The sequence below is a fragment of the Hymenobacter nivis genome, from assembly GCF_006439025.1.
GTDB classification, from domain to species: Bacteria; Bacteroidota; Bacteroidia; order Cytophagales; family Hymenobacteraceae; genus Hymenobacter; species Hymenobacter nivis_A.
In genome coordinates, this window is sequence record NZ_RCYZ01000005.1 from 376,331 (window position 1) to 399,576 (window position 23,246).

At 67.2% G+C, this 23,246-nt stretch carries 21 protein-coding genes; 12 read left to right on the forward strand and 9 right to left on the reverse strand.

Features of this window, described 5'->3' with window-relative positions; all coding sequences use genetic code 11:
- The first annotated feature begins 218 nt into the window (after nucleotides 1-218).
- The gene (locus EAH73_RS14165) at nucleotides 219-1,283 is read left to right on the forward strand and encodes a fatty acid desaturase family protein (RefSeq protein ID WP_140467607.1); all 1,065 of its coding nucleotides are present in this window, start codon (nucleotides 219-221) and stop codon (nucleotides 1,281-1,283) included.
- Nucleotides 1,284-1,381: 98 nt separating this feature from the next.
- On the opposite strand, the gene EAH73_RS14170 is transcribed toward EAH73_RS14165, so the two are convergent.
- Entirely contained in the window at nucleotides 1,382-1,951 is a 570-nt protein-coding gene (locus tag EAH73_RS14170; RefSeq protein ID WP_140467609.1) for a GNAT family N-acetyltransferase, read from the reverse strand.
- Nucleotides 1,952-2,087: 136 nt separating this feature from the next.
- On the opposite strand from EAH73_RS14170, the gene EAH73_RS14175 reads away from it, so the two are divergent.
- Nucleotides 2,088-2,519: a hypothetical protein gene (locus tag EAH73_RS14175; protein WP_140467611.1), complete on the forward strand. Its 432-nt coding sequence runs from the start codon at nucleotides 2,088-2,090 to the stop codon at nucleotides 2,517-2,519.
- Between the two features lie 62 nt (nucleotides 2,520-2,581).
- Here the strand turns inward: EAH73_RS14175 and EAH73_RS14180 are convergent, their stop codons facing one another.
- The 3 genes from EAH73_RS14180 to EAH73_RS14190 all read right to left on the reverse strand — a co-directional run bounded on the left by EAH73_RS14180 (nucleotide 2,582) and on the right by EAH73_RS14190 (nucleotide 7,543).
- Nucleotides 2,582-3,148, reverse strand: a complete 567-nt coding sequence (locus EAH73_RS14180) for a hypothetical protein (RefSeq protein WP_140467613.1) — start codon at nucleotides 3,146-3,148, stop codon at nucleotides 2,582-2,584.
- 386 nt (nucleotides 3,149-3,534) lie between these two features.
- Nucleotides 3,535-5,991: a M4 family metallopeptidase gene (locus tag EAH73_RS14185; protein ID WP_140467615.1), complete on the reverse strand. Its 2,457-nt coding sequence runs from the start codon at nucleotides 5,989-5,991 to the stop codon at nucleotides 3,535-3,537.
- A gap of 217 nt (nucleotides 5,992-6,208) precedes the next feature.
- Nucleotides 6,209-7,543, reverse strand: a complete 1,335-nt coding sequence (locus EAH73_RS14190; RefSeq protein ID WP_140467617.1) for an amidohydrolase — start codon at nucleotides 7,541-7,543, stop codon at nucleotides 6,209-6,211.
- A 123-nt stretch (nucleotides 7,544-7,666) separates the two neighbouring features.
- On the opposite strand from EAH73_RS14190, the gene EAH73_RS14195 reads away from it, so the two are divergent.
- Complete coding sequence (locus tag EAH73_RS14195; RefSeq protein WP_140467619.1) at nucleotides 7,667-8,347, forward strand: phosphatase PAP2-related protein; 681 nt, start codon at nucleotides 7,667-7,669, stop codon at nucleotides 8,345-8,347.
- Nucleotides 8,348-8,467: 120 nt separating this feature from the next.
- On the opposite strand, the gene EAH73_RS14200 is transcribed toward EAH73_RS14195, so the two are convergent.
- Both EAH73_RS14200 and EAH73_RS14205 read right to left on the reverse strand, forming a co-directional pair.
- Nucleotides 8,468-9,250, reverse strand: coding sequence for an SDR family NAD(P)-dependent oxidoreductase (locus tag EAH73_RS14200; RefSeq protein WP_140467621.1), 783 nt, complete (start codon nucleotides 9,248-9,250; stop codon nucleotides 8,468-8,470).
- A gap of 102 nt (nucleotides 9,251-9,352) precedes the next feature.
- A complete protein-coding gene (locus tag EAH73_RS14205; protein WP_140467623.1) occupies nucleotides 9,353-10,168 on the reverse strand; it encodes a phytanoyl-CoA dioxygenase family protein in 816 nt (271 codons plus the stop codon).
- Between the two features lie 663 nt (nucleotides 10,169-10,831).
- Between EAH73_RS14205 and EAH73_RS14210 the strand changes: the two genes are divergently transcribed.
- The 3 genes from EAH73_RS14210 (at nucleotide 10,832) to EAH73_RS14220 (ending at nucleotide 13,820) form a co-directional block, all read left to right on the forward strand.
- Nucleotides 10,832-11,338, forward strand: a complete 507-nt coding sequence (locus EAH73_RS14210; protein WP_140467625.1) for an energy transducer TonB — start codon at nucleotides 10,832-10,834, stop codon at nucleotides 11,336-11,338.
- 69 nt (nucleotides 11,339-11,407) lie between these two features.
- Nucleotides 11,408-12,973, forward strand: coding sequence for a hydroxymethylglutaryl-CoA reductase (locus EAH73_RS14215; RefSeq protein ID WP_140467626.1), 1,566 nt, complete (start codon nucleotides 11,408-11,410; stop codon nucleotides 12,971-12,973).
- 64 nt (nucleotides 12,974-13,037) lie between these two features.
- Nucleotides 13,038-13,820 carry a hypothetical protein gene (locus tag EAH73_RS14220; RefSeq protein ID WP_140467628.1) on the forward strand — a complete coding sequence of 261 codons (783 nt, stop codon included), beginning with the start codon at nucleotides 13,038-13,040 and terminating at the stop codon, nucleotides 13,818-13,820.
- A 67-nt stretch (nucleotides 13,821-13,887) separates the two neighbouring features.
- Here the strand turns inward: EAH73_RS14220 and EAH73_RS14225 are convergent, their stop codons facing one another.
- Both EAH73_RS14225 and EAH73_RS14230 read right to left on the reverse strand, forming a co-directional pair.
- Nucleotides 13,888-14,442 carry a hypothetical protein gene (locus tag EAH73_RS14225; protein WP_140467630.1) on the reverse strand — a complete coding sequence of 185 codons (555 nt, stop codon included), beginning with the start codon at nucleotides 14,440-14,442 and terminating at the stop codon, nucleotides 13,888-13,890.
- Nucleotides 14,443-14,573: 131 nt separating this feature from the next.
- Entirely contained in the window at nucleotides 14,574-16,244 is a 1,671-nt protein-coding gene (locus EAH73_RS14230) for a S41 family peptidase (RefSeq protein WP_140467632.1), read from the reverse strand.
- A gap of 374 nt (nucleotides 16,245-16,618) precedes the next feature.
- On the opposite strand from EAH73_RS14230, the gene ruvX reads away from it, so the two are divergent.
- From ruvX to EAH73_RS14245, 3 genes are all read left to right on the forward strand, one after another.
- A complete protein-coding gene (gene ruvX, locus EAH73_RS14235) occupies nucleotides 16,619-17,047 on the forward strand; it encodes a Holliday junction resolvase RuvX (RefSeq protein ID WP_140467634.1) in 429 nt (142 codons plus the stop codon).
- Nucleotides 17,048-17,107: 60 nt separating this feature from the next.
- Nucleotides 17,108-17,704, forward strand: a complete 597-nt coding sequence (def, locus tag EAH73_RS14240; protein WP_140467636.1) for a peptide deformylase — start codon at nucleotides 17,108-17,110, stop codon at nucleotides 17,702-17,704.
- Nucleotides 17,705-17,825: 121 nt separating this feature from the next.
- Nucleotides 17,826-18,818 carry a zinc dependent phospholipase C family protein gene (locus EAH73_RS14245; RefSeq protein ID WP_140467638.1) on the forward strand — a complete coding sequence of 331 codons (993 nt, stop codon included), beginning with the start codon at nucleotides 17,826-17,828 and terminating at the stop codon, nucleotides 18,816-18,818.
- A gap of 29 nt (nucleotides 18,819-18,847) precedes the next feature.
- Here the strand turns inward: EAH73_RS14245 and EAH73_RS14250 are convergent, their stop codons facing one another.
- Nucleotides 18,848-19,759, reverse strand: coding sequence for an ion channel (locus tag EAH73_RS14250; protein WP_140467640.1), 912 nt, complete (start codon nucleotides 19,757-19,759; stop codon nucleotides 18,848-18,850).
- 264 nt (nucleotides 19,760-20,023) lie between these two features.
- Here EAH73_RS14250 and EAH73_RS23405 point away from each other — a divergent pair, with 264 nt between their 5' ends.
- The 3 genes from EAH73_RS23405 (at nucleotide 20,024) to EAH73_RS14265 (ending at nucleotide 23,243) form a co-directional block, all read left to right on the forward strand.
- Nucleotides 20,024-20,899: a hypothetical protein gene (locus EAH73_RS23405; protein WP_193560203.1), complete on the forward strand. Its 876-nt coding sequence runs from the start codon at nucleotides 20,024-20,026 to the stop codon at nucleotides 20,897-20,899.
- 106 nt (nucleotides 20,900-21,005) lie between these two features.
- Entirely contained in the window at nucleotides 21,006-21,692 is a 687-nt protein-coding gene (locus EAH73_RS14260) for a response regulator transcription factor (RefSeq protein WP_140467642.1), read from the forward strand.
- Between the two features lie 102 nt (nucleotides 21,693-21,794).
- Entirely contained in the window at nucleotides 21,795-23,243 is a 1,449-nt protein-coding gene (locus tag EAH73_RS14265; protein ID WP_140467644.1) for a histidine kinase dimerization/phospho-acceptor domain-containing protein, read from the forward strand.
- The last annotated feature ends 3 nt before the right edge of the window (nucleotides 23,244-23,246 follow it).

Sequence of the window (23,246 nt, forward strand, 5' to 3'; positions counted from 1 at the left end):
CATTAGGGCCCCGGCCAACTTCCGCGGGCGCCGGGGCGTTGTGGCGGGGCGAGCCGGGAGGGGGCAGGTGCCAATCCTACGGGGTGGGCAGCTGCGTAGGTCCTGGCGCGCTGGGCTTGTGCAGGGTGCACGAGCCCGCCGCAACGGCCAATCGGCCCTGCGGCACCGCTTCGGCGCTCCGCTTTGCGGCGGGGCGCCGGTTGGCTTTTTCTTCGTTTATGCTGCTTCCCAAATTTGCGCCCCCGCGCTCCTTCCACGCCGAGCTGAAGCGCCGCACGGCCGAGTATTTCGCCACCACGGGCAAGGCCCAAACTGGCAACGCCTCACTGCTGGGCAAGGCCGCGCTGCTGCTCGGGGCCCTGGTGACGCTGTACGTGCACCTGGTGTTCTTCACGCCCGCCGCCGGCTGGGCCCTGGCCGAGTGCGTGCTGATGGGCGGCGTATTGGCCCTCATCGGCTTCAACGTGATGCACGACGGGGCCCACGGCAGCTTCAGCCGCCACGGCTGGCTCAATAAGGTGGCAGCCTTCACCCTCAATGTGTTCGGCGGCAGCAGCTACATGTGGGACGCCAAGCACAACACCGTGCACCACATGTACACCAATATCGAGGGCGTGGACGACGACCTCGACATCCGCCCTTGGATGCGCCTGACGCCCGACCAGCCCCGCCACCGCGCCCACCGCTTCCAGCACCTGTACTTCGGGTTTTTCTACTGCCTGCTCTACATCTCCTGGATTCTCTTCACCGACTACCAGAAGTACTTCAGCCGCAAAATCGGCAGCGTGGCCCTCAAGCCGATGAGCACCAACGACCACCTTATTTTCTGGGGATTCAAAATATTGAATTTGGGATTATTCGTGGCCCTGCCCATGTACATGTTGGGCTGGGGCCCCTGGCTGGCCGGCTTCCTGCTGACGGGTGCCGTGGCCGGTTTCACGCTCAGTATCGTGTTCCAGCTGGCGCACACCGTCGAGCAAGCCGCCTTCCCCGTGCCCCACGAAACCACCCGCAAAATGGAGGACGAGTGGGCCATTCACCAGCTGCGCACCACCGCCAACTTCGCCACCGATAGCCGCGTGATCAGCTGGCTCGTGGGGGGCCTCAATTTCCAGGTCGAGCACCACTTGTTCCCCAAAATCTCGCACGTGCATTACCCCAAGCTGAGCAAAATCATCCGCCAGACCTGCGAGGAGTTCGGCCTCCCCTACCAGGAATACCCCAAGATGCGCTACGCCGTGGCCTCACACGTGGCCTTCCTGCGCCAGATGGGCCGGGCGTAAGATTAGCCAACGCTTTACTACCAATGGGCCGCCCCTTCGGGGGTACAAGCGCGTGCGGCCCATTGGTGGTACGCACTCCCCGTACTAGGGCCCCGGCGCTATGCGCTGGGGGGCCCCAGCGTAGGTGCAGGCGCCGGCTCTACGGCGCGCTCGAAGCGCAGACGGTCGGTTTCGGTGGTTTCAGCCAGTTCGAAGCCGTTGCGGCGCAGTGCCTGTTGGGCGGCGGGGGCATCGGCGGGGGCGTGGGCTACCAGGCGGCGCACCGCGCCCGTGGCGGCGGCTTGCTGCACCAGCCCGCCCACCAGTTCAGTGGCCAGGCCCTGGCCGCGCCATTCGGCGGCAATGGCAAAATCAAGCTCGGCCGTGCCCGCCGCATCGGGGGGCCCGGCGAAGCCGCCCGCGCCCACCAGCGTGCGCGGCACCTCGCCTTCGGCCTTGCGCAGCGCGTACCAGCCGTACCAGCCGGCCGCGTCGCGCCCGCCGGCGGTGAGCTGCGCCAAGTCATTTTCCAGCACCTCGCGGCCGGGGCCCACAGCCGGCCAATCGGCGGGCAGGGCCGCGCCCAGCAGCAGTGGGAAGTAGTGGGGCTTGTGCAGGGCGGCGGTGAGCAGGGCCCGGCTGGCGGCGAGGATGGTCAGGCGGGGCGTTTGGGCAATTAGAGGAATCATAGCGGGCTTATACGGCGCCGTGCGGCGGAAGGCGACGGCAACGCCCGGGGGCCCCACCGGCGGCCAGGGCCCCGCGGCGGCGGCGAGCTAGGCGAATGGAATGCAATCAAACCGCAAAATTCTACCTTTGCGTTTCATGAGCGAACTTTTGCTGCCTTCCATTTTCTTCAAAAATGCTGCCGGTTGGGCCGCGGCCGACCCCGCCGGCTTTCTGCGCGTGCAGTGGGGGCCCCAGGCGCGCACCTTGGCCGATACGTGCGCGCTGTTTGCGCAAATTGCCCAGGGCCTCCAGCGGCACAACTGGAGCCGCGCGCTCATCAACCAAATCGGCATGGCGCCCTTTACGCCCGAAGAGCAGCAGTGGGTGGCCCATAGCTGGCTGCCCAAAGCCGTGGCCGATAGCGGCTACCGCCACGGGGCCATCATCGTGTCGCCCGACGTGTTTGTGCGGCTGGCCACCACCTTCGTTACCGCCCGAGTGCAAGACTTGGCCATTACCTACCGCACTTTCAACTTTGAAACCGAAGCCGTGCGCTGGCTGCTGGAGCAGCCCCTGGGGCCCCAGTAGCCGCGGCCGCCAGAAGCTCACTTGCACTGCAAGTTTCTTATTTACAACGGGTAACTGCACTCTTACTGGGGCCCCAGTCGCGGCGCACCCGCGGCCAGCCGCACCCGAACGTATTGCTGAAGCCACATCGGGTACAGGTTGTAGCCCACGTTGGTGAGCGCGAGCAAGCCGGCCCACCCCACCTGCCCGTGCGCCGCGGCGTACCCGCTGATGGCCAGACAGAACAGAAATAGCGCCAGGTGAAACCGCTCCTGCTGGTAGGTGGTGCGCACGAGCGCCGCCACGGCCGCCCGGGGCACCACGGGCCGGTAGCGCGGGTAGCGCCGCCGCAGCAGGCGGTTCACGAAGTCGCCGTGCTGCGTCACGCGGTTCACGGCCGCCACGCCCAGCCGGCGGTAGGGCCCCGGCGCGCGGCTCAGCTGCCACCAGCCCAGCCACGCCACCGGCACCGCGTAGGCGAACAGGCTGACGGCCAGCCACCCGTACAGCCACGGCCGCGCCACCCACTGGTAGCAATACACGCCCAAGGGCCCCAGCCCCAGTACCGACCAGAACACGTTCGGCACCGCGTTGGCCAGCGCCAGCAGCGCGGGCGGCGGCACGGCAGCTTTGTTTCCGGCAGGCGGCATGGCAGGAAGTGATTGGTTGCGTGGGGCCCCGCTCTAAGGTAATGCCCGCCCCGAAACCAGCCGGTGGCCCCCGGGGCCCTGGCAAAAGATTGTGGAGCAACGTGGGCAAGTAGGCCCATTTCCTTACACGCGCCCTAGCAATCCAACGAATTTAACGGGAAGGCCGCGGTGCTGCGTGCGCCACCGCAATGCAATCCACGCTGCCGGCTGCAATTGCTCGAGCCGCTCCAATAGGCCCGTTTGGCCCGGTAGCAACCCGCCAAGCCATTGTGCTTTAGCCGTGGCAAATGCTGCACGGCGCCACTACGCTCTTGACGTTTCCCCCCAAACAGACAGGGCCCTCAGCAGTGCTGGGGGCCCTGTTTTATGCATTACGCAGCCGCGGCCTAGTGCTTTACAAACTTGTGGTGGAACACCTTCTGGCCGTCGCTCACGGTGAGGGTGTACAGGCCGTTGGCCAGGCCCGACACGTTGAGCACGCCGTCGGCGTAGGGCACGGCGCGCAGGGCCCCGCGCACGTCCGTCACCTGCACCGAGGTGGCGGTGGCGCGGCCGGGCAGCACCAGGCGCAGGGCGTCGGTGGCGGGGTTGGGGTAGAGCTGCAGGACCTGAGCCACTTCGTTGCCGAGGGGCGTGCCGGTGAGCGTGGCGGGCTCGTCGGCAATGGCCGCGCCGCCGCTGATAGTCAGCGTATAATCCTCGGTTTCGCCGTAGCTGTAGCTGCCGCAGCTGGCGGTGGCGCTGGCGTCGCTCATGATGACGCGCAGGCGGGTGCTGCCGGTGCGGGCCGTGGTGGGCACCGCGAAGGTGCTGGTGAGGGTGCCCGTGCTGCTGCTGCTGCCGCTCACCACGAGCTCGCCGGTGTCGGCAAAGTCCCCGTCCTGGTTGTAATCGATGTAGATTTTCCAGTATTCGGTGTAGGCCGAGCTTTTGAAGCCGGCCGAGAAGCTAATGGTCTGGCTGGAACCAGCGGCCACGGTGGTGCTGGTGGCCGTGCCGTTGTAGTAGCCGCCGTCGGCCCCCGAGGTGCGGTTGATGGTGCCCAATTTCACCAAGTCAATCCACTCGTAGGCCTGGCTGCCGCCCTTGATGGTGCAGTAGGTGCCGGTAGTGGGCGGCGTGGTGGTGCTGGTGCCCACGCCCACGGCCGTCCAGGCGTTGGTCACGGCCAAGGTTTGAGCAGAAGAGGCACCGAATAAGTCGGTGGCCGCCTGGATAGAATAGGTGCGGGCCTGGGCGTAGGTGGAGGAGGCCGTCATGTACACGTCTTCCATGCGGAAGGTGATTTTGGCGGCGTCCGTCAGGCCGATGCCGGCCACGCTGTAGGCCGTGCCGGCCTCGTTGGTGCCCGACTTGCCCACGGCAATCAGGTAGTACCAGTAGTTGAGCACGCCCGAGTTGGTGTGCACGCCGCCCTGGTCGTTGGCGTTAGACGGCGACGACGTGGTAGCGGCCCAGTACTTGCCCTTGTAGAGCGCGGGCTGGCCGTAGAGGTTGGGGTTGCTCATCGAGCGTAGGGCCCCGCCGGCCTTCATGATGTCCTCGCCAATGTCCCAGGTCGATTTCGTGAGGCCCAGCTGGTCGCAGGTGAACTTCTCCACGCTCGCGCCCCAGATGTCAGACAAGCCCTCGTTCATGGCCCCCGACTCGTTGGCGTAGGTGAGGTTGGCGGTGTTTTCGCACACCGCGTGGCCGATTTCGTGGCCGCACACGTCCAGGGCCGTGAGGGGCTTGAAGGTGCTGGCCCCGTCGCCGTAGGTCATCACCGAGCCGTTCCAGTAGGCATTCTCGTAGCCGGCCGCGGTGTTGGGCGTGTCATCGTAGTGCACGTAGCTCTTGATTTTGGCCCCGGCGTTGTCGTAGCTGCTGCGCGCGTGCACTGCCTTCCAATAGTCGTAGGTGGCCTGGGCCCCGAAGTGGGCGTCGCCGGCCACGTTGTCGTAGTTGGCGTTGTTATATTCAGCGGCCGTCCAGTTGTTGTCGGCGTCGGTGAAGTCGGTGGCGGCGGTGTAGCTGTTGCCCTTTTTGCAGTTGTAGGTTTCGATGCCCAGGCCGCGGGTATACTCGCGCAGGTGGTAGCCGCCGGTGGCCGTTTCGGTGGCCAGCGTGCGGGTGCCGCTGTAGGCGGTGGCGAAGGTGGCCGGGGCCCCCGTGGCGTGCTTGATGATGTTGTCTTGCAGCACCACTTTGCCGCTGCTGGCATCGACGTAGATGTAGGCGCGGCTCACCGGCTGCTGGGCGTAGATGTTGAACTTATAGGCCAGCACGGGCTGGTCGGTGGCCGCGTCGCGCACAATCACCAGCTCGCCCTGGGGGCGGTAGGTGGCGGCGGGGTCGCCCAGCTCGGCCTTCAGGCCGGCCTCGGCGGCGGCGTCCTGCCACATGTACTTGGCGGCCCCTACGTGGCCCAGGGCCCTGTCGAGGGCCCCGGCCACGCCCAGGGTGGGCACGGTGCTCAGGCCAGCCAGCTGCTCGTAGTCGCCGCTGATGCTCTCCACGGCCCCGCCCCGGGCGTGCACCGTGTAGGCAGCATGCTCCACCCGAATGCCCTTGTAGTACTGGGCAAATTTCTGGTGGGTAAAGCCCAGCGCGTCGGTTTCGACCCGGGTGGGCCGCAACTGGTCGTTGGGGCCCAGGGCCAGCTGCGTGCGCAGCAGCTGCTCGCCGTCGGCGGGGCCCCGGTAAGCGGCTTTGCCAGCGGCGCTGAATTGAATTAATTCGGGCTGGCCGTGGGCCCCCAGCACTTTGTTCTGGACGCGCGGCGCGTTTTGCGCCTGCGCGGTGGTCGCGGCCAGCAGCGTACCCATTAGCAACAAGGCCTTGGCAGAGTAATGTTTCTTCATAAACGAGGGTGGGTGGGAAAATAGGGAAAAACGGATGTAACAGCAGCGTTTGATTGCCCTGCAACTTAGGTTTTTTCCTAGTCGAACCCTCGTCTATCTTCCTAAAATACTACAAAAGCCATAATCTTGTTAACCTTCGCTTCACACCGCTGCCCTGAATAATGCGTTGGGGCCCCAAAAACCCTTGATAAGTCACTTTATTGCACTTATCAAATAATTAATGATGCTTTTGCGCGAGGTAGTCGGCCGCTAGGGTGGCCAGGGTTTTTACGCCTAACTCCAGGCCGCTCTCGTCGATTTTGAAGCCCGCGGTGTGGTGCGAGGGCACTTGGGCCGGGTCGGTGCCCGGAGCCAAGCCGCCCAGGTTCACGAACAGGCCGGGGGCCTTTTCGGCGTAGTAGGAGAAGTCCTCCGCGCCGGTGGTGGCCTCCTTTAGCTGCACGTGGGTGGGGCCCGCCACGGCGCGCAGGGTGGGCAGCATCTGGGCGGTCAGGCGCGGGTCGTTGTAGGTCACGGGCACCACGGGGGTGATGCTGACCTCGGCCGTGGCGCCGGCGCTGGCGGCAATGCCCTCGGCGGTGCGGCGCACGTCGGCCCAGATCTTTTGCTGCATGCCCTTGTCCAGGGTCCGGATGGTGCCGATCATCGTCACCTGCTCGGCAATGATGTTGTTGCGCACCCCGCCGTCGATTTTGCCCACCGTAACCACGGCCGCGGCCTTCGTCAGCTCGGTTTGGCGACTGACGACGGTTTGCAGGCCCAGCACGATTTGGGCGGCCACCACCACCGGGTCCACGCTGGCCCAGGGGGCTGCGCCGTGGGCCGATTTGCCCTTCACCACAATTTGAAACACGTCGGCGGCAGCGTAGTAGCCCTCGGGCCGGTAGCGCAGGTTGCCCACCTCAATGCCCGAGGCGATGTGCAGGCCGAACACGGCGTCCACCTTGGGGTTCTCCATCACGCCTTCCTTCACCATCAGCTTGGCCCCGCCCTCGGTGCCGGGCACCGAGCCTTCCTCGGCGGGCTGGAAGATGAACTTGACGGTACCGGGCAGGTCTTTTTTCACCTGGGCCAGCACCTCGGCCGCGCCCATCAGCATGGCCACGTGGGTGTCGTGGCCACAGGCGTGCATCACGCCCACAGCCTGCCCCAAGTACGTGGTTTTCACAGTAGAAGCGTAGGCCAAGCCGGGGGCCTCGGTCACGGGCAAGGCGTCCATGTCGGCGCGCAGGGCCACCACGGGGCCCGGCTTGCCGCCGCGCAAGATGCCCACCACGCCGGTGCGGGCCACGCCGGTGGTCACCTCGAAGCCCAGGCTTTTGAGGTGGGCGGCCACCAGGGCGGCGGTGCGGTTTTCCTCGTTGCCCAGCTCGGGGTGCTCGTGCAGGTCGCGCCGCCAGGCAATGACTTTGGCCTCCTCAGCCGCCGCCAGCTTGGCAATGCGGGCGTCGAGGGCGGCGTTTTGGGCCGTGGCGGCCAGGGGCCCCAGCAGGGCCCCCAGGCCCAGGGCGGCCCCGCGCAGCGCGGGCCGCGAAAGCAGCGAAAAAGTCATGGCAAACGGTTACGCGGAGGTTATGGCCGGGCGGCCAATGTTACGGCAATGTAGGGCCGGGGCCCGTTTGCGCATTATTTTTGTGGTTCGATCCGGCCCGGCCGGCCGGTTTTATTCGTTGCCATGCGCGTATCGTCCCCCGTTGTAGCTCCTGCTGCCCCCGCCGGGGCCTCCGCCCGCACCTGGGTGGGCGCGTGGGCGCAGCCCGGGTTCCGAAACCTGCTGGTGCTGCCGCTGGTGTTGCTTTTTGCGGGCCTGGTGCCGGCGGCGGCGCCGTTCTACCACTTCATCCAGCAGCGCGCCGGCCACCACCTGGCCGACCCCGTGCTGGCCCACCTACCGGCCCGCGACGTGGCCAGCCCCATTTTCTTCCTGATGTACGGCAGCTGCATTGCCGCCGTGGCCTGGCTGCTGGGGCGGCCGCAGCTGCTGGTGCGCGGCGTGTGGGCCTATTTTCTGCTGCAATTGCTGCGCATGGCCACCATCTGGGTGCTGCCGCTGGAGCCGCCGGTGGGCATCCTGCCCTTCCCCGACCCGTTCACCGAGCACCTGTTCCACGCCAGCGTCGCCGTGCCCATCACCAAGGACCTGTTTTTTTCGGGCCACACGGCCACCGTGGTGCTGCTGGCGCTGGCCGTGCGCGGGCGCTGGTGGCGGGCCACGCTCGGCGCGTTGGCCGCCACCATCGGCGTGCTGGTGCTGGTGCAGCACGTGCACTACGTGTACGACGTGCTGGGGGCCCCACTCTTTGCCTGGGCGGCCTACTGGCTGGGGGGCCGCATCTGGCCCACTGACCCGGCGTAGCGCTCAGGGTTTTGTCAACAAAGAGGGGCCCCGGCAGCAATTGCTGCCGGGGCCCCTCTTTGCGACTAAGCGCAAGCTTGAGCGCTTGTTAGTAGGAGCAAGCAGCTAGTGGCTCAATCCTTACAAGTACTTCTCGTAGATGCCGGCGGCAATTTTCTCGGTCAGCTTCTTGGGGGCCACGGCGGTCAGGCCTACGGTTACTTTGTTGAGCAGGCCAGGGATAACCTCGGCCCGGCCGGCTAGCAGGGCCCGCACGGCGGCGCGGGCCACGGCAGTGGGCGTCATCGACACCTTGGAGGCAGTTTTTTGCAGCTCGGCCCCCATACCAGCGCGGTCGGCAAAGGCGGTATCGGTGGCCCCCGGGCTCAGGCACGTCACCGATACCGGGCTGTTTTTCAGCTCGTAGCGCAGGCCCCGGCTGAAGCTCACCACGAACGACTTACTCGCCGCGTAGAGCGCCAGCGACGGCACGGCCTGGTAGGCGGCGGTGCTGGCCACGTTGAGAACGTAGGCCCGCGGCTGCTGGCGCAGGGCCGGCAGCAGGGCGTGGGTGAGGGCCACGGGCAGCAGCATGTTCAGTTGCAGCATGTTTTGCTGCTCGGCCAGGGGCAGCGCCTCGAAGCGGCCCCAGAGGCCGTAGCCGGCGTTGTTTACCAGCACGGCCAGCTCCTTGGTGTGGGCCAGGGCCCAGGCGGCCACGGCCTCGGCGGCCCCGGGGGCGGCCAGGTCGAGGGCCAGGATGTGGCTCTGGTGCTGGTGCCGGGCCCCTATTTCCTGGGCCAGGGCCCGCAGCTGGTCTTCGGAGCGGGCCACGAGCAGTAAGTCGTAGCCGCGCTGGGCCAGGGCAATGGCCAGGGCCCGGCCAATGCCGCGCGAAGCGCCGGTGACGAGGGCGTAAGCCATTTTTTTTGAGTGAGTGAATTGGCGAATGATTGAGTTGGTGAGCGAGCGAATGGCGGGGATTAAGCGCAAGTCATTCGCCGATTCACCGGTTCACTCATCCACTTACTTCACCAAGTGCAGGAAGCGCAGGTAGAACGGCGTGGGGCTGTCTTCGCTCTTGGGCTGGTACTTGCCCGCGATGAGGGGCACGTACATCACGCGGCGGCGCGAGGCCTCGCCCACGAGCGGCGACTGGGCCACGCGGTGCCACATGCGGCCGTCGTGCACGGTGAGGTCGCCGGGCTCGGTTTCGATGGCAATTTCGTTCGGGTCGTAGTGCACGTCCTTGTAGTACTTCTTGCGGAAGAGCATCTTGCCCAGGCCCTGGCGGTGCGTGCCGGGGATGACGCGCAGGCCGCCGTTGGTGGCCTTGGTGCCGTCGAGGTGCAGGCCCACGTTGAGCATGGGCCCGATGCGCTTGCCGTAGAACACGTCGCGCAGCGAGTCGGTGTGCCAGCCCATCTGGCTGAACTCGGAGCCCGGGATGTTCACGTAGTGGTTCACCACGAGGCCGTCCTTCTCGTTTTCGCCCACCCGGCCGCCTTCGGCTTCGAGCAGCGGAAACAAGGCCTTGAAGCGCGGGTCTTGCAGCAACTCGTGCAGCACCGGGTGATGCTGCGAGGTGAAGGCAAAGCGCTGCACGATGCGGGAGCCGTCCACGTCCTGCCCGTACTTGATGGGCACGCCGTTCACTTTTTCCACGCCCTCGGCCAACCAGCGGCGCTGCACGTCCTGGGTGGCTTGGAGGATTTCCTGCACCTGAGCAGGCGAAGCAAACGGCCGAAAGTGCAAGAAGCCGTACTTGGCAAAGAAAGCCCGCTGTTCGTCGGTGAGCGTGTCACCAAGGGTAAAGCGAGGGTATTCGAAAGATGAGGACATAGTGAAGATAGAGCGATAGACTGGCGGCCCCAACCCAATAGCCTACAAAGGTAACACAGGGGCCCCGGTGCATGGGCACCCCCGGCGCCCCGCGGCCAGGGCTGCCCCCTGGCCGCGGGCCAGCAACCCAGGCGCGGCGTTGGTAAACCGCGGTGCTGGGCATTTGGCTTACGACCAGGCGCCACACATTAATACTCGCTTATCAATCAATTAGTTGTGCAAATCAGTATTTGCACAGGTTTGGGAGAGCACGGCCTTGGGGGCCCCGCCGCCGGGACCGTGGGGGCCCCGCGGCGGGGGCCCCAGCCATAAGCGCGGTTTATGCGGCGTGCACAATAATCAATTGCCGGCACAGCCCCCGGCCGGAAAACCTGTACCTTTTCTGCCCTGCTACCGCCTCGCCCGCCATGCTGCTGCTACCCGCCTTCCGCGCCCACTTACTACCGTGCTCCGAGAGCTGGGCCGCCATGACGCCCGCCGCCCAAGGCCGCCACTGCGCCCGCTGCCAGCGTGTGGTGCAGGACTTTACTCAGTCGCAGATCCCCGCCGCCGACCTGGCCACCGCCCGCGCCGCCGCGCCCGACGGGCGCGTGTGCGGTCGCTCTCGCCGGGGCCCAGGTGCAGGGGCCCCCGCCCCTCACGCGGCGGCTGCGCTGGTTTGTGGTGGCGCTGGTGCTGGTGGTGGCCCAGGGCCTGAACGCCCGGGAAGCACTGGCCCAGGTGCGGCGGGGGCCCCGGAGCCATAAGGCGAAGGTGATGAAGCAGGTAAAACGGGTGGAATTGGTGGGAGATGTTGAAGATTTACCTGGTAAGAATAAGACATCTACCCATGAAGAAAACGCACTTGGAGTAGTATTGGACCCAAACCTTTCCACTACCAGAATTCTATTTCAAGGCGGAGGAAGCGCCACAGTTGTCGCTTTTATTCAACGTAATGTTGAGTACCGGCCCAGTTACCCTGAAGGGCAAGTGCTCGCAAGCTTTATCGTAGATTCAGTTGGCCATGTGCAGAAGCCCGTCATTTTGGAAAGTTTGACACCAGCGGCCGACGCCGAGGTTATTCGAGTAATAGAATCATTGACTGGTTTCGAGCCTGCAACCCAAAACGGCGTTCCCATTAACACTACTGTAGCTGTGCCAATCAATTTCAGAAAGCCTCAAACCCCATAATCCTGCACCTTCGCCGGGGCCCTAATTGCAGTACAAGCGGCACAATACCTTTCTTAATTTCGATTCCAAATGGTTTTTACGCCTAGCCCCATGCTGCTGAAGCTGCTGTACACGCGCGGCAGCCTGCACAATTTGCCCGATGGCCAGGGCGTCGCCTTCAGCCTCAAAAACCGGCTGGACACGGTGAAAATCACCGGCTTGCGGCAGGTGCAGGTGGGCGACGTGGTGGTGCCGGCCGCCCAGGTAACGCTGGATTTGGGCAATGGCGACGTGCGCCCCGCCACCGCCCTAGGGCCCGCCGACGGCCAGGCCCTGGAGCTGCCCGTGGGCCGCAGCCTCACGTTTGCGCTGGCCACGGCGGCCCTGCCCGAGGGCGTTTACCCGGTGCAGGTGTGGTTTTCGACCGATGCGCTCGGCGACTTGCACGTGGAGGTGGAGGACGCCATTGTGGGCGCGGCCGCCAGCCGCCCCCGCATCCCGCGCTCCGACGACGACGATTACTCGGAGGCCGCCATCCAGGCCCGGCAGCGGTTCGCGGAAGAGTTCACGCAGCAGCATTTTCAGCACCTGAAGTCGTACTCGTTTGACGCCCACGACTTGCGAGGCAACTGCGAGCATTTTGTGGGCGTGGCGCAGGTGCCGGTGGGCCTGGCGGGGCCCCTGGCCGTGAACGGCGAACACGCGCAGGGCGACTTCCTTATTCCGATGGCCACCACCGAGGGCACGCTCGTGGCCAGCTACAACCGCGGCATGCAGGTGCTAAACCTGTGCGGCGGCGTGAAGTGCACCGTGATTGGCGACGCCATGCAGCGGGCCCCGGTGTTCGTGTTCGCCGATGCGCGGGGGGCCCGCGACTTTGGCCAGTGGGTGGCCGACAACCTGGAGCGCATTCGGCCGGAGGCCGAAAGCACGTCGCGCGTGGCCAAGCTGCAGTACATCGACACGTACTTGACCAACAAATTTGCCTACCTGCGCTTCAACTTCAGCACTGGCGACGCGGCGGGCCAGAACATGGTGGGCCGCGCCACGTTTGCCGCGTGCTCCTGGATATTAGCCAACTACGAGGGCCCTAAAATCGAGCACTTCTACCTCGAATCGAACTTTGCCACCGACAAAAAGGCCTCGCAAATCAACGTGATGCGCACCCGCGGCAAGCGCGTGGTGGCGGAGGCCGTGGTGAAACGCGACGTGCTGCAGCAGCGCATGCGCGTGACGCCCGAGCAGCTGGCCTACCACGGGCAGGTGAGCACCGTCGGCGCGTTCATGTCGGGGGCCAACAACAACGGCGTGCACTCGGCCAACGGCATCACGGCGCTGTTCATAGCCACGGGTCAGGACGTGGCCAACGTGAGCGAGTCGAGTGCCGCGGTGCTGTACTCGGAGGTGACGAAGGAGGGCGATTTGTACCTCAACATCACCATCCCGTCGCTGATTGTGGCTACCCACGGCGGCGGCACCGGCCTGGCCACCCAGCATGAGTGCCTGCGCCTGCTGGGCTGCGTGGGCCCCGGCACGGTGTACAAGTTTGCCGAAATTGTGGCCGGCGTGGTGCTGGCCGGCGAGCTTAGCCTGGCTGCCGCCATCAGCAGCTCGGACTGGGTGAGCAGCCACGAGCAGTACGGCCGCAACCGGTAGCGGGGGCCCTAATGGGCGCGGGCACAGTAAATTGAGCGCACTTTCCGCTCTATCCTTTGCTGCCATGCGCCCATCCGCTCTGCCCGGCCTGCTGCTGGGAGCCCTGCTGCTGGCCACCGCGCCCGCCCGGGCCCAATCGGGCCTGAACAGCAAGGACTTGGAGGACATCAGCCACGGCCGGCCCACCTCCACCCACAACCTGAACCAGGCCAATACCGCCGACGAGCGGGCTCTGGCCGCCGAAGCCGCCCACGTGGCCCACTACTACGACCCCGACTGGGTGCCCGGGGCCCTGCTTCCCATCAAGGGCGAGGAGCAGCCCGTGCCCGGCCTGCGCTACAACTTGGTGCACCACTGGGTGGAGGTGCAGGACGCTGCCGTGCCCGGGGGCGTGCGCCTCTACCCGGTGGGCAGCCTGCGGGGCTTCGTGCTGAACAACGCGCCCGGCCGGCCGGGCCACCGCTTTGGGGCTTACCGCGTGGGCGACGCGGGCCGCCTGCTGCTCGAAGAGCTAACCGAGGGCCCCGTGCGCCTGCTGCTGGGCTACGACCTGGAGCTGGTGGGGGCCGTGCGCAACGCTGCCATCGGCGTCGAAACCCAGGCCGCGCAGTTCCGGCGCACCTCCGAGCTGTACGTGGCCACCCCGGCCCGGCCCCAGGCCCAGCCACTGGCCCAGCCGCTAGCCCAACCCCTGGCGCTCAGCCAGCGGGCGGTGCTACGGCTGTTTGGGGCGGCCGAGGGCGACATGGCCGTGTACGCCCGGCAGCACAGCCTGCGCTACGACAACCTAACCGAGATGGTGCAGCTGGTCGATCATTTCAACGCCACCCTGCCCCCGGGGCCCTAAATGCAAAAAGGCCACTCCGTTAAGAGTGGCCTTTTGAAAATTGAAAATCAAGCGTTTGCCCAGGGCCCTACGGCAAGCTGGCCGCCACGCTGAACTTGCTGTCGACGCGCACTACCACATCTTGGGGCGGGCGCGTGCTGAGCAACACTTCGCTGGTGAGGGCGTAGCTGCTGTTTTGCAGGTACATGTCGAGTTTGGTATTGGGGGCGGGGTTGAGCTGGATGGACGTGGCGCCCTTGGGCACGTTGTCGAGCGATGCCATGAGCACCTTGTTGGTGCCCATGGCATCGGTGCTGATGTAGAGCTTGACGCTCTTCACGATGTCGAAGGTTTGGCCGGCGGGGCTGGTGGCCGTCAGCGTCAGCTCCTCCAGCTTCACGTCCTGCACGTACTGGGCCTTGGTGTTATTGTTGGCGTAGGTGGTAGTGGAGGTCGAATTCACCGTCACGGCGGGCAAGGTAACCGGGGCTGTGCCGTAGGGGTAGGCGGCCGGCACCGTGAAGCTCTGCGTGTCTTTCACATCGAATCGCAACAGGCTCAGCACTTTATTGCAGCCCCCGGCAATTAACAACACGGCCAACAAGGCGGGAAATAGTAGCAGCAGTTTGGATATTTTTAGCATAATGGCAACGTTAATAATTGTTTGCGTAGCACCCGGTACATAGGCCGGCCAGGCAATCCGGCACGTCCAAAAATACACCACAGCCGCCGCCCGCGCCCGGCCGCCCGGTGGGGCCCCACGGCGCCGGGGCCCTACTTGTTGCTGGCCAGGGCCAGCTGGGCACTGCCGTCGCCGAGGGCGTGCAGGGCCTGCTGCAGCTCAGCGTCGCGTGCGCCCAGCACCGTGTAGTAGGGCACCGTGCCGTAGGCACTTTGGGCGATGTAGGCCTTGATTTGGTTGCGCAGCAGCGGGGCGCAGCGGCGCAGGGCAGCCGCGTCGGCGGGCACGCCGTCGCGGGCGGCGGCGGCGGCCAGGGCCCCCAGCTGCGCATCGCTCACGCGGAAAGTGGCGTCGAACTGGGCAAAGCGCAGGCCCTCCAGCTCGGCCCGGTGGGCCTGGTAGAAGGCCAGGGCCAGGGCGCGGGGCGTGTGGTGGGCCTGCAGGCGGGTATAGTAGGCGGAGCAGGCCAGCGTGTCGCGCGGCACAAACACGTCGGGCATGATGCCGCCGCCGCCGTACACCGGCCGGCCGCGGTCGGTGCGGAAGCAGGGCCCCCCCGCCACGCGGTTACTGTCGGCCGCGGCCAGGTCGCCGTGGGCGGCGCGTTCGGCCAGCTCGCGGCGGTACTCGGCGCGGCTGCTGCCGTAGGGCTTCTGGATGGAGCGGCCGCTGGGCGTGTAGTAGCGGGCAATGGTGAGGCGCAGCTCGCCGCCGTCGCTGAGGGCAATGGGCTGCTGCACCAGGCCTTTGCCGTAGGTGCGGCGGCCCACCAGCAGGGCGCGGTCGTGGTCTTGCAGGGCCCCGGCCAGCACCTCGGCGGCCGAGGCGCTGCCTTCGTCCACGAGCACCACCAGGGGGCCCTCTTCAAATTCGCCGGTCACCTTGGCGTACACCTGCGAGTCGTAGGTGTCGCCCTTGCCGTCGATGGCCACAATTTTGCGCGAGCCGCCCACCAGCTCGTCGGCCACGCGGGTGGCGCGGTCGAGGTAGCCGCCGGGGTTGCCGCGCAGGTCCAGCACGAGGCGGGCGAGGCCCTGGCGGCGCAGGTCGGCCAGCGCGGCCCGGAAGTCGTCGTAGGTGGTGGCCGCAAACCGGCTGATTTTGATGTAGCCGGTCTGCTCATCAATGAGATACGCGGCGTCGATGGACGGGTTGGGCACCCGGCTGCGCACCAGGGCCAGGGCGAAGGTGCGGGCCGGGGCGGGCCGGCGCACCTCCAGGGCCACGGTGCTGCCGCGGGGGCCCCGCAGCAGCTGCGCCACGCGGGCAGTGGTGAGGCGGGCGCCCGACACTGCCTGCCCGCCCACGCGCAGTACTTGGTCGCCGGGCTGAAGGCCGGCCTGGGCCGCCGCGCCCCCGCTGAGCGGGGCCACCACCGTCATGGTGTCGCGGAAAAGGTTGAAATCGAGGCCCACACCGTCGAAGTCGCCCTGCAAAAAGACGTCGTTCTGCTCGCGCTCGGGGGCCGGGATGTACACCGAGTGCGGGTCGAGGCGCTCGAGCATCTGGGCCGTGGCGTAGTCGGCCAGGCCCTCGGTGTTCACCGAGTCCACGTAGTCGCGGTCCACGTAGCTCAGTATTTCCTTGAAGCGCAGGTAGCCACGGGCCGTGGCGTCGGGGTTGGTGCTGGAGGGCCGGAACGGGTTGTTGGACACCAGCAGGCCGCTGCCGAACGCCAGCGCCAGCAGCACCGCCCCGCGCAGCCCGGCGCGGCGGGACCCGGCGGGGCGCGAAGAAGCACGGAAGAACGCGGAAAAAGCCATGGCGGCGGAGCAAAGGAAAGCGCGTTGCGAAACCAACAGCGCGGGACGATTATTCAAAACTAATTAAATTTTTCCGCGATTAGTTCGATTAGAAATGGATTTTAGCCGAATGGCGCAGAATAAACGGTAAATGGAATCAAATACCTTTTTTCAGCCATTTTCAGCTTATTTAAGTACCAATGCGCCGGGCCATGAATTGAAATTGCACATTATTAGGAATCATATTAAATATGATTTTTACATTAAATTGTAGTTCGCAATATTGCCTGGCCGCTGCGGGGGCCCTGCGCGGCCCGGGCCTTGGCGGCGGCCGTATCTTTGCGGGGGCGCCGGAGCCGGCGCTGTTTTTTGCTTCTGTTCTAGTCTTTTTTTCCGTGGGCCGCATCCTCGCCATCGATTACGGCAACAAGCGCGTGGGGCTGGCCGTGACGGACCCCAGCCGCATCATTGCCTCGCCGCTCGACACCATCCACAGCCAGGACTTGCTGGCCTACGTGCTGGCCTACCACCGGCGCGAGCCGCTGGCGGCCCTGGTGGTGGGCATGCCGCGCACGCTGCTCAACGAGCCCACCGACGTGACCAGCGCCGTGGTGGGCCTGCTGCGCCGCCTGCGCAAGGAGCTGCCCGAGGTGCCCATCCACGAAATCGACGAGCGCTTCACCTCGCGCATGGCTCACGCGGCCATGCTGGCTGGGGGCCTGGGCCAGAAGGCGCGCCGCGACAAGGCCACCGTGGACCGGGTGAGCGCGGCCCTTATCCTCCAGTCGTTTCTGGAGTCGCCGGCGGGCCGGGCCGTGGCCTAGCCGGAACCCCCGGGGCCCCCGCCCCTGTTTGTGTTACTTCTTTATCAACGCTTTACCCAGATGATATACCCCATCGTTGCCATCGGCGACCCCGTGCTGAAGGCCCGCGCCAAAAACCTGCCCGCCGACCTGCCCGCCGCCGAGCTTCAGCAGCTGATTGCTGACATGTTCGAAACCATGTACTTCGCCCACGGCGTGGGCCTGGCCGCCCCGCAAATCGGCAAGAGCCAGCGCCTGTTCGTGATGGACTCGGCCCCCATGGTGGAGCTCGACGAGGAGGACATTGCCGAGGGCGTGGAGGCCGAGCCGGCCATCAAGCGCGCCTTCATCAACCCCGTAATGGTGAGCGAAACCGGCGAGAAGTGGGGCTTCGAGGAAGGCTGCCTGAGCATTCCCGGGGTGCGCGAACTGGTGCAGCGCTGCCCCGACATTGTGCTGCGCTACGAGGACGAGAACCGCCAGGTGCACGAGGAGGGCTTCACGGGCCTGAACGCCCGCATCATCCAGCATGAGTACGACCACCTGGAGGGCGTACTGTTCACCGACAAGCTTTCGTCCTTCAAGAAGCAGCTGCTCAAGGGCAAGCTGGCCCGCATCGGCAAGGGCGACGTGGACCACGACTACCGCATGAAATTCGCGGGGGCCGGGCGGCGCTAGGGCCCCGGGCTTCGCTAAGGCCAAGGCTTTAAAGCTGGCACATCCCGCGGGGTGGGCCAGCTTTTTTTGGTTTTGCTGGCGCCCCGCAATACCTTCCCAACTTATTTGCTATTAATATTTTATGCCCAAGCGCTACGCTCTATTATTTCTTTTATTAGTGCTAACGCTGGGGCCCCGGCCGGCGCGGGCCTGGGGCTTTTTTGGGCACCGGCTACTGAACCGGCTGGCCGTGTACACGTTGCCGCCGAAGATGGTGGGCTTTTACAAGGCGCACATCGACTACATGACGGCCAACGCCACCCGGCCCGACGCGCGCCGCACGGTGGTGCCCGGCGAGGCAGCCAAGCACTTCATGGACGTGGACCGCTACGGCGACAGCTGCCTGAGCACCCACGGCCGCGGCCTGCCCCGCCGCTACGAAGACGCCGTGGCCCGCTACGGCGAGGACTCGCTGCTGCGCCACGGCATCGTGCCCTGGAACATTGCCCGGATGAAAAACCAGCTCACCGCCGCCTTCCAGCGCCAGGACGCCGACGCCATCCTGCGCCTCTCGGCCGACCTGGGGCACTACGTGGCCGACGCCTGCGTGCCGCTGCATTCGACCCAGAACTACAACGGCCAGCTCACGGGCCAGCGCGGCATCCACGGCCTGTGGGAGAGCCGCTTGCCCGAGCTGCTGGCCGGCGACTACGACCTTTTTACGGGGCCCGCGCCGTACCTGGAGCACCCCGGCGACGCCGCCTGGGGGGCCCTGGCCCGCTCCCACGCCGCCGTCGATTCGGTCCTCTCGTTTGAGAAAGCGCTGACGGCCACGTTCCCTGCCGACCGCAAGTACGGCTACGAGGCCCGCGGCGCCACCACGGTGCGCGTGTACTCGCGCGACTTCAGCCGGGCCTACCACGCCCGCCTGGGCGGGCAGGTGGAGCGGCAGCTGCGCTACGCCAGCCGCCTCATCGGGGCATTCTGGTACACGTGCTGGGTCGATGCCGGGGCCCCCGATTTGGACAAGCTGCCCCGCACCACCTCGGCCGTGGAAGAACTGCGCCTGGCCCGCGAGGCCACCGACGCCGCCAGGGCCCCAGCGGCGGGCGGCGTGCCCGGGCACGAGGACTGAACAGCTAGCAGTTGGCAGTTAACTGACATTCAACTAAGCTCTTCTGTGTCGTCCAGCGCATCGAGGTTTACTTCGGCGATGCCGTCGGAGGCCACGTCGTAGGCGCGGCGGAAGCGGCGGTGCCAGGCTATCTCGCTGGGGATGTAGGAGTAGCGGGAGTACACGTCCTGGGCGAAGGTGTCGTCGTAGCTTTTGAGCATGACGATGATTTCCACGTCGCGGGCCGCGTAGTCGGCGGCTTGCAGGCCGTGCAGCGGGCTGCCGGGCCCCAGGTCGTGCACCAGCGTCCAAGTCAGGGGCAGGAAGCTCACGGCGTCGCGCTCCAGGGGCAGGGCGGCGTAGGAAATATTTTTGGTGGCCGCATCGGTGAACTTGACGATAACCTGGGCCGTGAGCTCGATCAGGATGTTGGCCCGGCGGTTGGCCACCCGGAACTGCAGGCACGGCTGGCCGTTGGGCTGCCGGCTGACAATGGCCACGCGGCTGAACAAAATGCGCGCCGTGGGCCGCGAAAACCGCCCGTAGAGCAAGCCCGTGGCCAGCGCAAACGTGAGCACGCCCACCAGCGCCTCCAGGCTGGAGAGGGCCCCGGCGCCGTTGCTACCCGGGTACACGTGCCCGTAACCCACGCTGGTGAAGGTCTGGACCGAGAAAAATAGCGCGCTCAGGAAATCCTGCACCCAGCCGTGGGGGGCGGCCACGCCGGGCAGGTTTTCGAGGCCCAAGGCCATGTAGGCCAGCGCAAAGGCCGCGTTCAGGAGCAAAAACAGCACCCCAACTTCCGTGAAGAACCGGCCCCACGGCATGAGGATGAGCCGCTGGTATGGGTCGTGGATGGGCGGGCCGCCGCGCCGCCGCACATTAAAGGAGCCGTCGTGGTTGATGGCCCGCTGGGTGCGCTGCGAGAATTTTTCGCCAATGCCGGGGTCGAGCGAGGCCATGCGTGCGGGAAGACAAGTGAGCCGCGAAGAACGCCACCCCGGCCGCAACGGCCCGCGCCGGGGCCCCCGGGTTCGGCCGCCGCGCCCGGCGCTGCGTAGGCGGCTTCCGGCGGGGATGGGCCAGGCCGCTGGGCGACTGAAGAAAAATTAATGTCCGGCTCAGGCCGGCTTCAGGGCGCGGTAGAAATTTTGTAGCGTCGAAAAGGCAACCGGAGCCGGATCGACACCCACCCATTTCTCTCTCCCCATTTCCCTTTTCCTGCCATGCGCAACCTCCTTGCTTCCGCCACCCTCTTCGCCGCGCTGCTTTTCGCCGGCACCGCCCACGCCCAGCAAACGGTCGTGAAAACCAAAACCAAATCGGCCCGCAACGCCGCCAAAACCGCCGCCAACGCCACCACCACCCCGCCGCCCGCCCCGCTGGCTCCGCCCGTGGGCGGCCCGCAGCGCCCCGGGGGCCCCAACGCCGGCCCCGGCCCGCTGCCCGGCGGCCCCGACGGGGGCCCCGGCCGCGGCCCCCAGGGCCCCGGGCCCAAAGGCGGCCCCGGCGGCCCCCGCGGCGGCCAAGTGCAGGCCCTGACCGACGTGCGCGGCACCCTCACCGCTTACCAAGCCCTAAACGATGAGCAGGTGTACGACGCCTTCGTGCTGCGTGCCGACGGGGCCCCGGCCGACACCGTGCACTTCCCGCGCCACATTGGCCAGCAGCTGATGGCCGCCGCCAAAACCGGTAGCGCCGTGACAGTGAGCGGCTTCCGCCAGGCCGGGCCCGACGGCCGCAACCGCTTCCACTTCGTGAGCCTGACCAGCGGCAGCCAAACCGTGGCCGACGCCCGCCCCACACCGCCCGCCACCCCGCCCACCGAAACCAGCGCCACCGTGCGCGGCACCGTGCGCGAGTTGCGCCGGGGCCCCAACGGCCGCGTGCGCAGCCTGGTGCTGAGCGACCAAACCGTGCTCCAGCTCTCGCCCATCGCCGTGGAGCAGCTCGCCGACAAGCTCACCGTGGGCGCTAGCCTGGAGGCCACCGGCGCGGTGCGCACCGCCCGCCCCGGCGAGGCGTTGGCCACCACCACCCCCGCCCGCGTAGTACACGCCGAAACCCTGACGCTGGGCGGCACCAAGTACCTGGTGCGCTAGCCCCGGGCCCGGCTTTTGCCTACCAAAAAACGACGCGGGGCCCAGGCTCCGCGCCGTTTTTTGGGTTGGCACCATTCCCACTTTGCTTCGCCATCTGGCTGATTATATGCGCATTCTCATCGTCGAAGACGAAGCCCGGCTGGCCGGGTTCATCCAACAGGGCCTCACGCAGGCCGGGCACGTGGCCGACGTGGCCGCCACCGGCCCCGAGGGCTTGGAGCGCGCCGCCGCCACGCCCTACGACTGCATTTTGCTCGACCTGATGCTGCCCGGCCAGAGCGGCCTCGACGTGCTGCGCAACCTGCGTGAGTTCGGCCTGAGCGTGCCCGTCATCATCCTCAGCGCCCTCACCGATGCCCGCCACGTCGTCAGCGGCCTCGAGGCCGGGGCCGTGGACTACCTGCGCAAACCCTTTGCCTTCGACGAGCTACTGGCCCGGCTGCTCATCATTGGGCGCAAAACGGCGGGGCCCGCCGGAGCCGAAGCCCTGCGTCTGGCCGACCTCGTGCTCGATCCGCTGGGCCGCACCGTGACGCGCGCCGGCCGGGCCCTCAGCCTCACCAACCGCGAGTTTGCGGTGCTGGACCTGCTGCTGCGCAACGCCGGCCGGGTGGTGACGAAAACCCGCCTCGCCGAAAAGGTGTGGGACGTAGAGTACGACATGGGCTCGAACGTGATTGAGGTGCACATCTCGCAGCTGCGCCGCAAGCTCGACCGCGACTTTGCCCCCGCCCCTGCCCTGCTCGAAACCGTGATTGGCCAGGGCTACCGCCTGCGCGAGCCGGTGGAATAAGGAGTCGTTTGAATCAGCAGAAAAGTGTTTTAGCCCGTCATGCAGCGCGCAGCGAAGCATGACGGGCTATTTATTCCAAAAAAGCCACTCCTTATAAAATAAATGCGTTCCGATACGCCCCCATCCCCTCCTACTTCCTCCACGTCCTCCGCGCCGGGGCGCCGGTTCCGGCTGGGGCTGCGGGGGCAGCTGCTGCTGGTGTTCGGGCTGGTGTTTGGGCTGGCTGCGCTGGCGGCCGGCGGCTACCAGTACCGCAGCCTGGCCCGCCTGCTGGCCCGCACCGACGATGCCCAGCTGCGCACCCGCGCCACCCGCCTACTCGACCGCGTGAGCCTCGACCCGCTGCCCACCCTGCCCCTGCCCGACCAGCTCGGCGAGGCCATGCGCCTGGATTTTGAGGAGCCCGGCCGGCCGGCCCGCGAGCTGTTCCGCTCGGCGCAATTCCCGGCCGGGGCCCCCGGGCTGCCGCGCCCCGGCGCGCCCGGCGCCGCGCTGGGGCCCCGGCGCGTGGTGGCCGTGGGCCGCGCCGCCGCGCCGCCCGGCCCGGGCGCCAGCGAGGCCGCGCCCACCGGCCGCCTCACGCTGTGGCTGGCCCACCCCGCCGCCCCCCTGGCCCGCGACCTGGCCCGCCTGCGCCGCACCCTGTGGCTCGGCCTGCTGGGCAGCGCCGCGCTGGCCGCGCTACTGGCCCCGGCGGTAGCGGCCGTGGCGCTGCGGCCGCTGCGGCGCATGGCCGCCCAGGCCCGGCGCATCCAGCAGGCGCAGGACATTGCCCCCCTACCCGTGCCCAACACCGGCGACGAAGTGCAGGAGCTGGCCGAAACCCTCAACCAGCTGCTGGGCCGCTTGCAGGGCCAGGCCACGGCCCAAGCCAACTTCCTGGCCGCGGCGGCGCACGAGCTGCGCACGCCGCTGGCCACCCTGCAAACCGGCCTGGACGTGAGCGGGCGCGACCCCAACCTACCCGCCGCCACCCGCGCCGCCCTGGCCGGGCACGACGCCGAGCTGGCCCGCCTGGGCCGCCTCGTCGACGATTTCCTGCTGGTGGGGCGCCTGGGCGCGGGGGCCCTGCCCGCCGCCCGCCGCCCCGTGGCCCTCGACGAGCTGCTGCTGGCCCTGGCCGACCGCGAGCTCCCACGCTTCCGGGCGGCGGGGCGCACGCTCACCATCGAGCTGCCCGAGCACGCCACCACGGCCGAGCTAACCGTCGGCACCGACCCCGACCAGCTCACCACCATGCTGTTGAACCTGCTCGACAACGCCCGCAAGCACGGGGCCCCGGGGGCCCCGGTGGCGCTGCGGCTGGCGGGCCCAGCGGCCGGCGCAGGCCCCACCATCGGCGTGGCCAACGCGCTGGCCGTACCCCTGGGGCCCCACCTGGCCCACCTCACCGCCGCCTGGTACCAGGCCGACCCGCTGGCCCCCGGCACCGGCCTGGGCCTGTGGATTGCCGGCCGCCTGGCCCAGGGCCTGGGCGTGCGCCTGGGATTCGAAGAAGTGGGGCCCCAGCTGTGCGCCACCGTGGCCTGGCCCGCCCCCAGCCCCGCCTGAGCG

What these genes read in the sequence shown, in the direction of transcription:
- EAH73_RS14165 (WP_140467607.1), top strand. Translation starts at nt 219, where the DNA reads ATGCTGCTTCCCAAATTTGCGCCCCCGCGCTCCTTCCACGCCGAGCTG.
- EAH73_RS14170 (WP_140467609.1), bottom strand. Translation starts at nt 1,951, where the DNA reads ATGATTCCTCTAATTGCCCAAACGCCCCGCCTGACCATCCTCGCCGCC.
- EAH73_RS14175 (WP_140467611.1), top strand. Translation starts at nt 2,088, where the DNA reads ATGAGCGAACTTTTGCTGCCTTCCATTTTCTTCAAAAATGCTGCCGGT.
- EAH73_RS14180 (WP_140467613.1), bottom strand. Translation starts at nt 3,148, where the DNA reads ATGCCGCCTGCCGGAAACAAAGCTGCCGTGCCGCCGCCCGCGCTGCTG.
- EAH73_RS14185 (WP_140467615.1), bottom strand. Translation starts at nt 5,991, where the DNA reads ATGAAGAAACATTACTCTGCCAAGGCCTTGTTGCTAATGGGTACGCTG.
- EAH73_RS14190 (WP_140467617.1), bottom strand. Translation starts at nt 7,543, where the DNA reads ATGACTTTTTCGCTGCTTTCGCGGCCCGCGCTGCGCGGGGCCGCCCTG.
- EAH73_RS14195 (WP_140467619.1), top strand. Translation starts at nt 7,667, where the DNA reads ATGCGCGTATCGTCCCCCGTTGTAGCTCCTGCTGCCCCCGCCGGGGCC.
- EAH73_RS14200 (WP_140467621.1), bottom strand. Translation starts at nt 9,250, where the DNA reads ATGGCTTACGCCCTCGTCACCGGCGCTTCGCGCGGCATTGGCCGGGCC.
- EAH73_RS14205 (WP_140467623.1), bottom strand. Translation starts at nt 10,168, where the DNA reads ATGTCCTCATCTTTCGAATACCCTCGCTTTACCCTTGGTGACACGCTC.
- EAH73_RS14215 (WP_140467626.1), top strand. Translation starts at nt 11,408, where the DNA reads ATGGTTTTTACGCCTAGCCCCATGCTGCTGAAGCTGCTGTACACGCGC.
- EAH73_RS14220 (WP_140467628.1), top strand. Translation starts at nt 13,038, where the DNA reads ATGCGCCCATCCGCTCTGCCCGGCCTGCTGCTGGGAGCCCTGCTGCTG.
- EAH73_RS14225 (WP_140467630.1), bottom strand. Translation starts at nt 14,442, where the DNA reads ATGCTAAAAATATCCAAACTGCTGCTACTATTTCCCGCCTTGTTGGCC.
- EAH73_RS14230 (WP_140467632.1), bottom strand. Translation starts at nt 16,244, where the DNA reads ATGGCTTTTTCCGCGTTCTTCCGTGCTTCTTCGCGCCCCGCCGGGTCC.
- def (WP_140467636.1), top strand. Translation starts at nt 17,108, where the DNA reads ATGATATACCCCATCGTTGCCATCGGCGACCCCGTGCTGAAGGCCCGC.
- EAH73_RS14245 (WP_140467638.1), top strand. Translation starts at nt 17,826, where the DNA reads ATGCCCAAGCGCTACGCTCTATTATTTCTTTTATTAGTGCTAACGCTG.
- EAH73_RS14250 (WP_140467640.1), bottom strand. Translation starts at nt 19,759, where the DNA reads ATGGCCTCGCTCGACCCCGGCATTGGCGAAAAATTCTCGCAGCGCACC.
- EAH73_RS23405 (WP_193560203.1), top strand. Translation starts at nt 20,024, where the DNA reads ATGCGCAACCTCCTTGCTTCCGCCACCCTCTTCGCCGCGCTGCTTTTC.
- EAH73_RS14260 (WP_140467642.1), top strand. Translation starts at nt 21,006, where the DNA reads ATGCGCATTCTCATCGTCGAAGACGAAGCCCGGCTGGCCGGGTTCATC.
- EAH73_RS14265 (WP_140467644.1), top strand. Translation starts at nt 21,795, where the DNA reads ATGCGTTCCGATACGCCCCCATCCCCTCCTACTTCCTCCACGTCCTCC.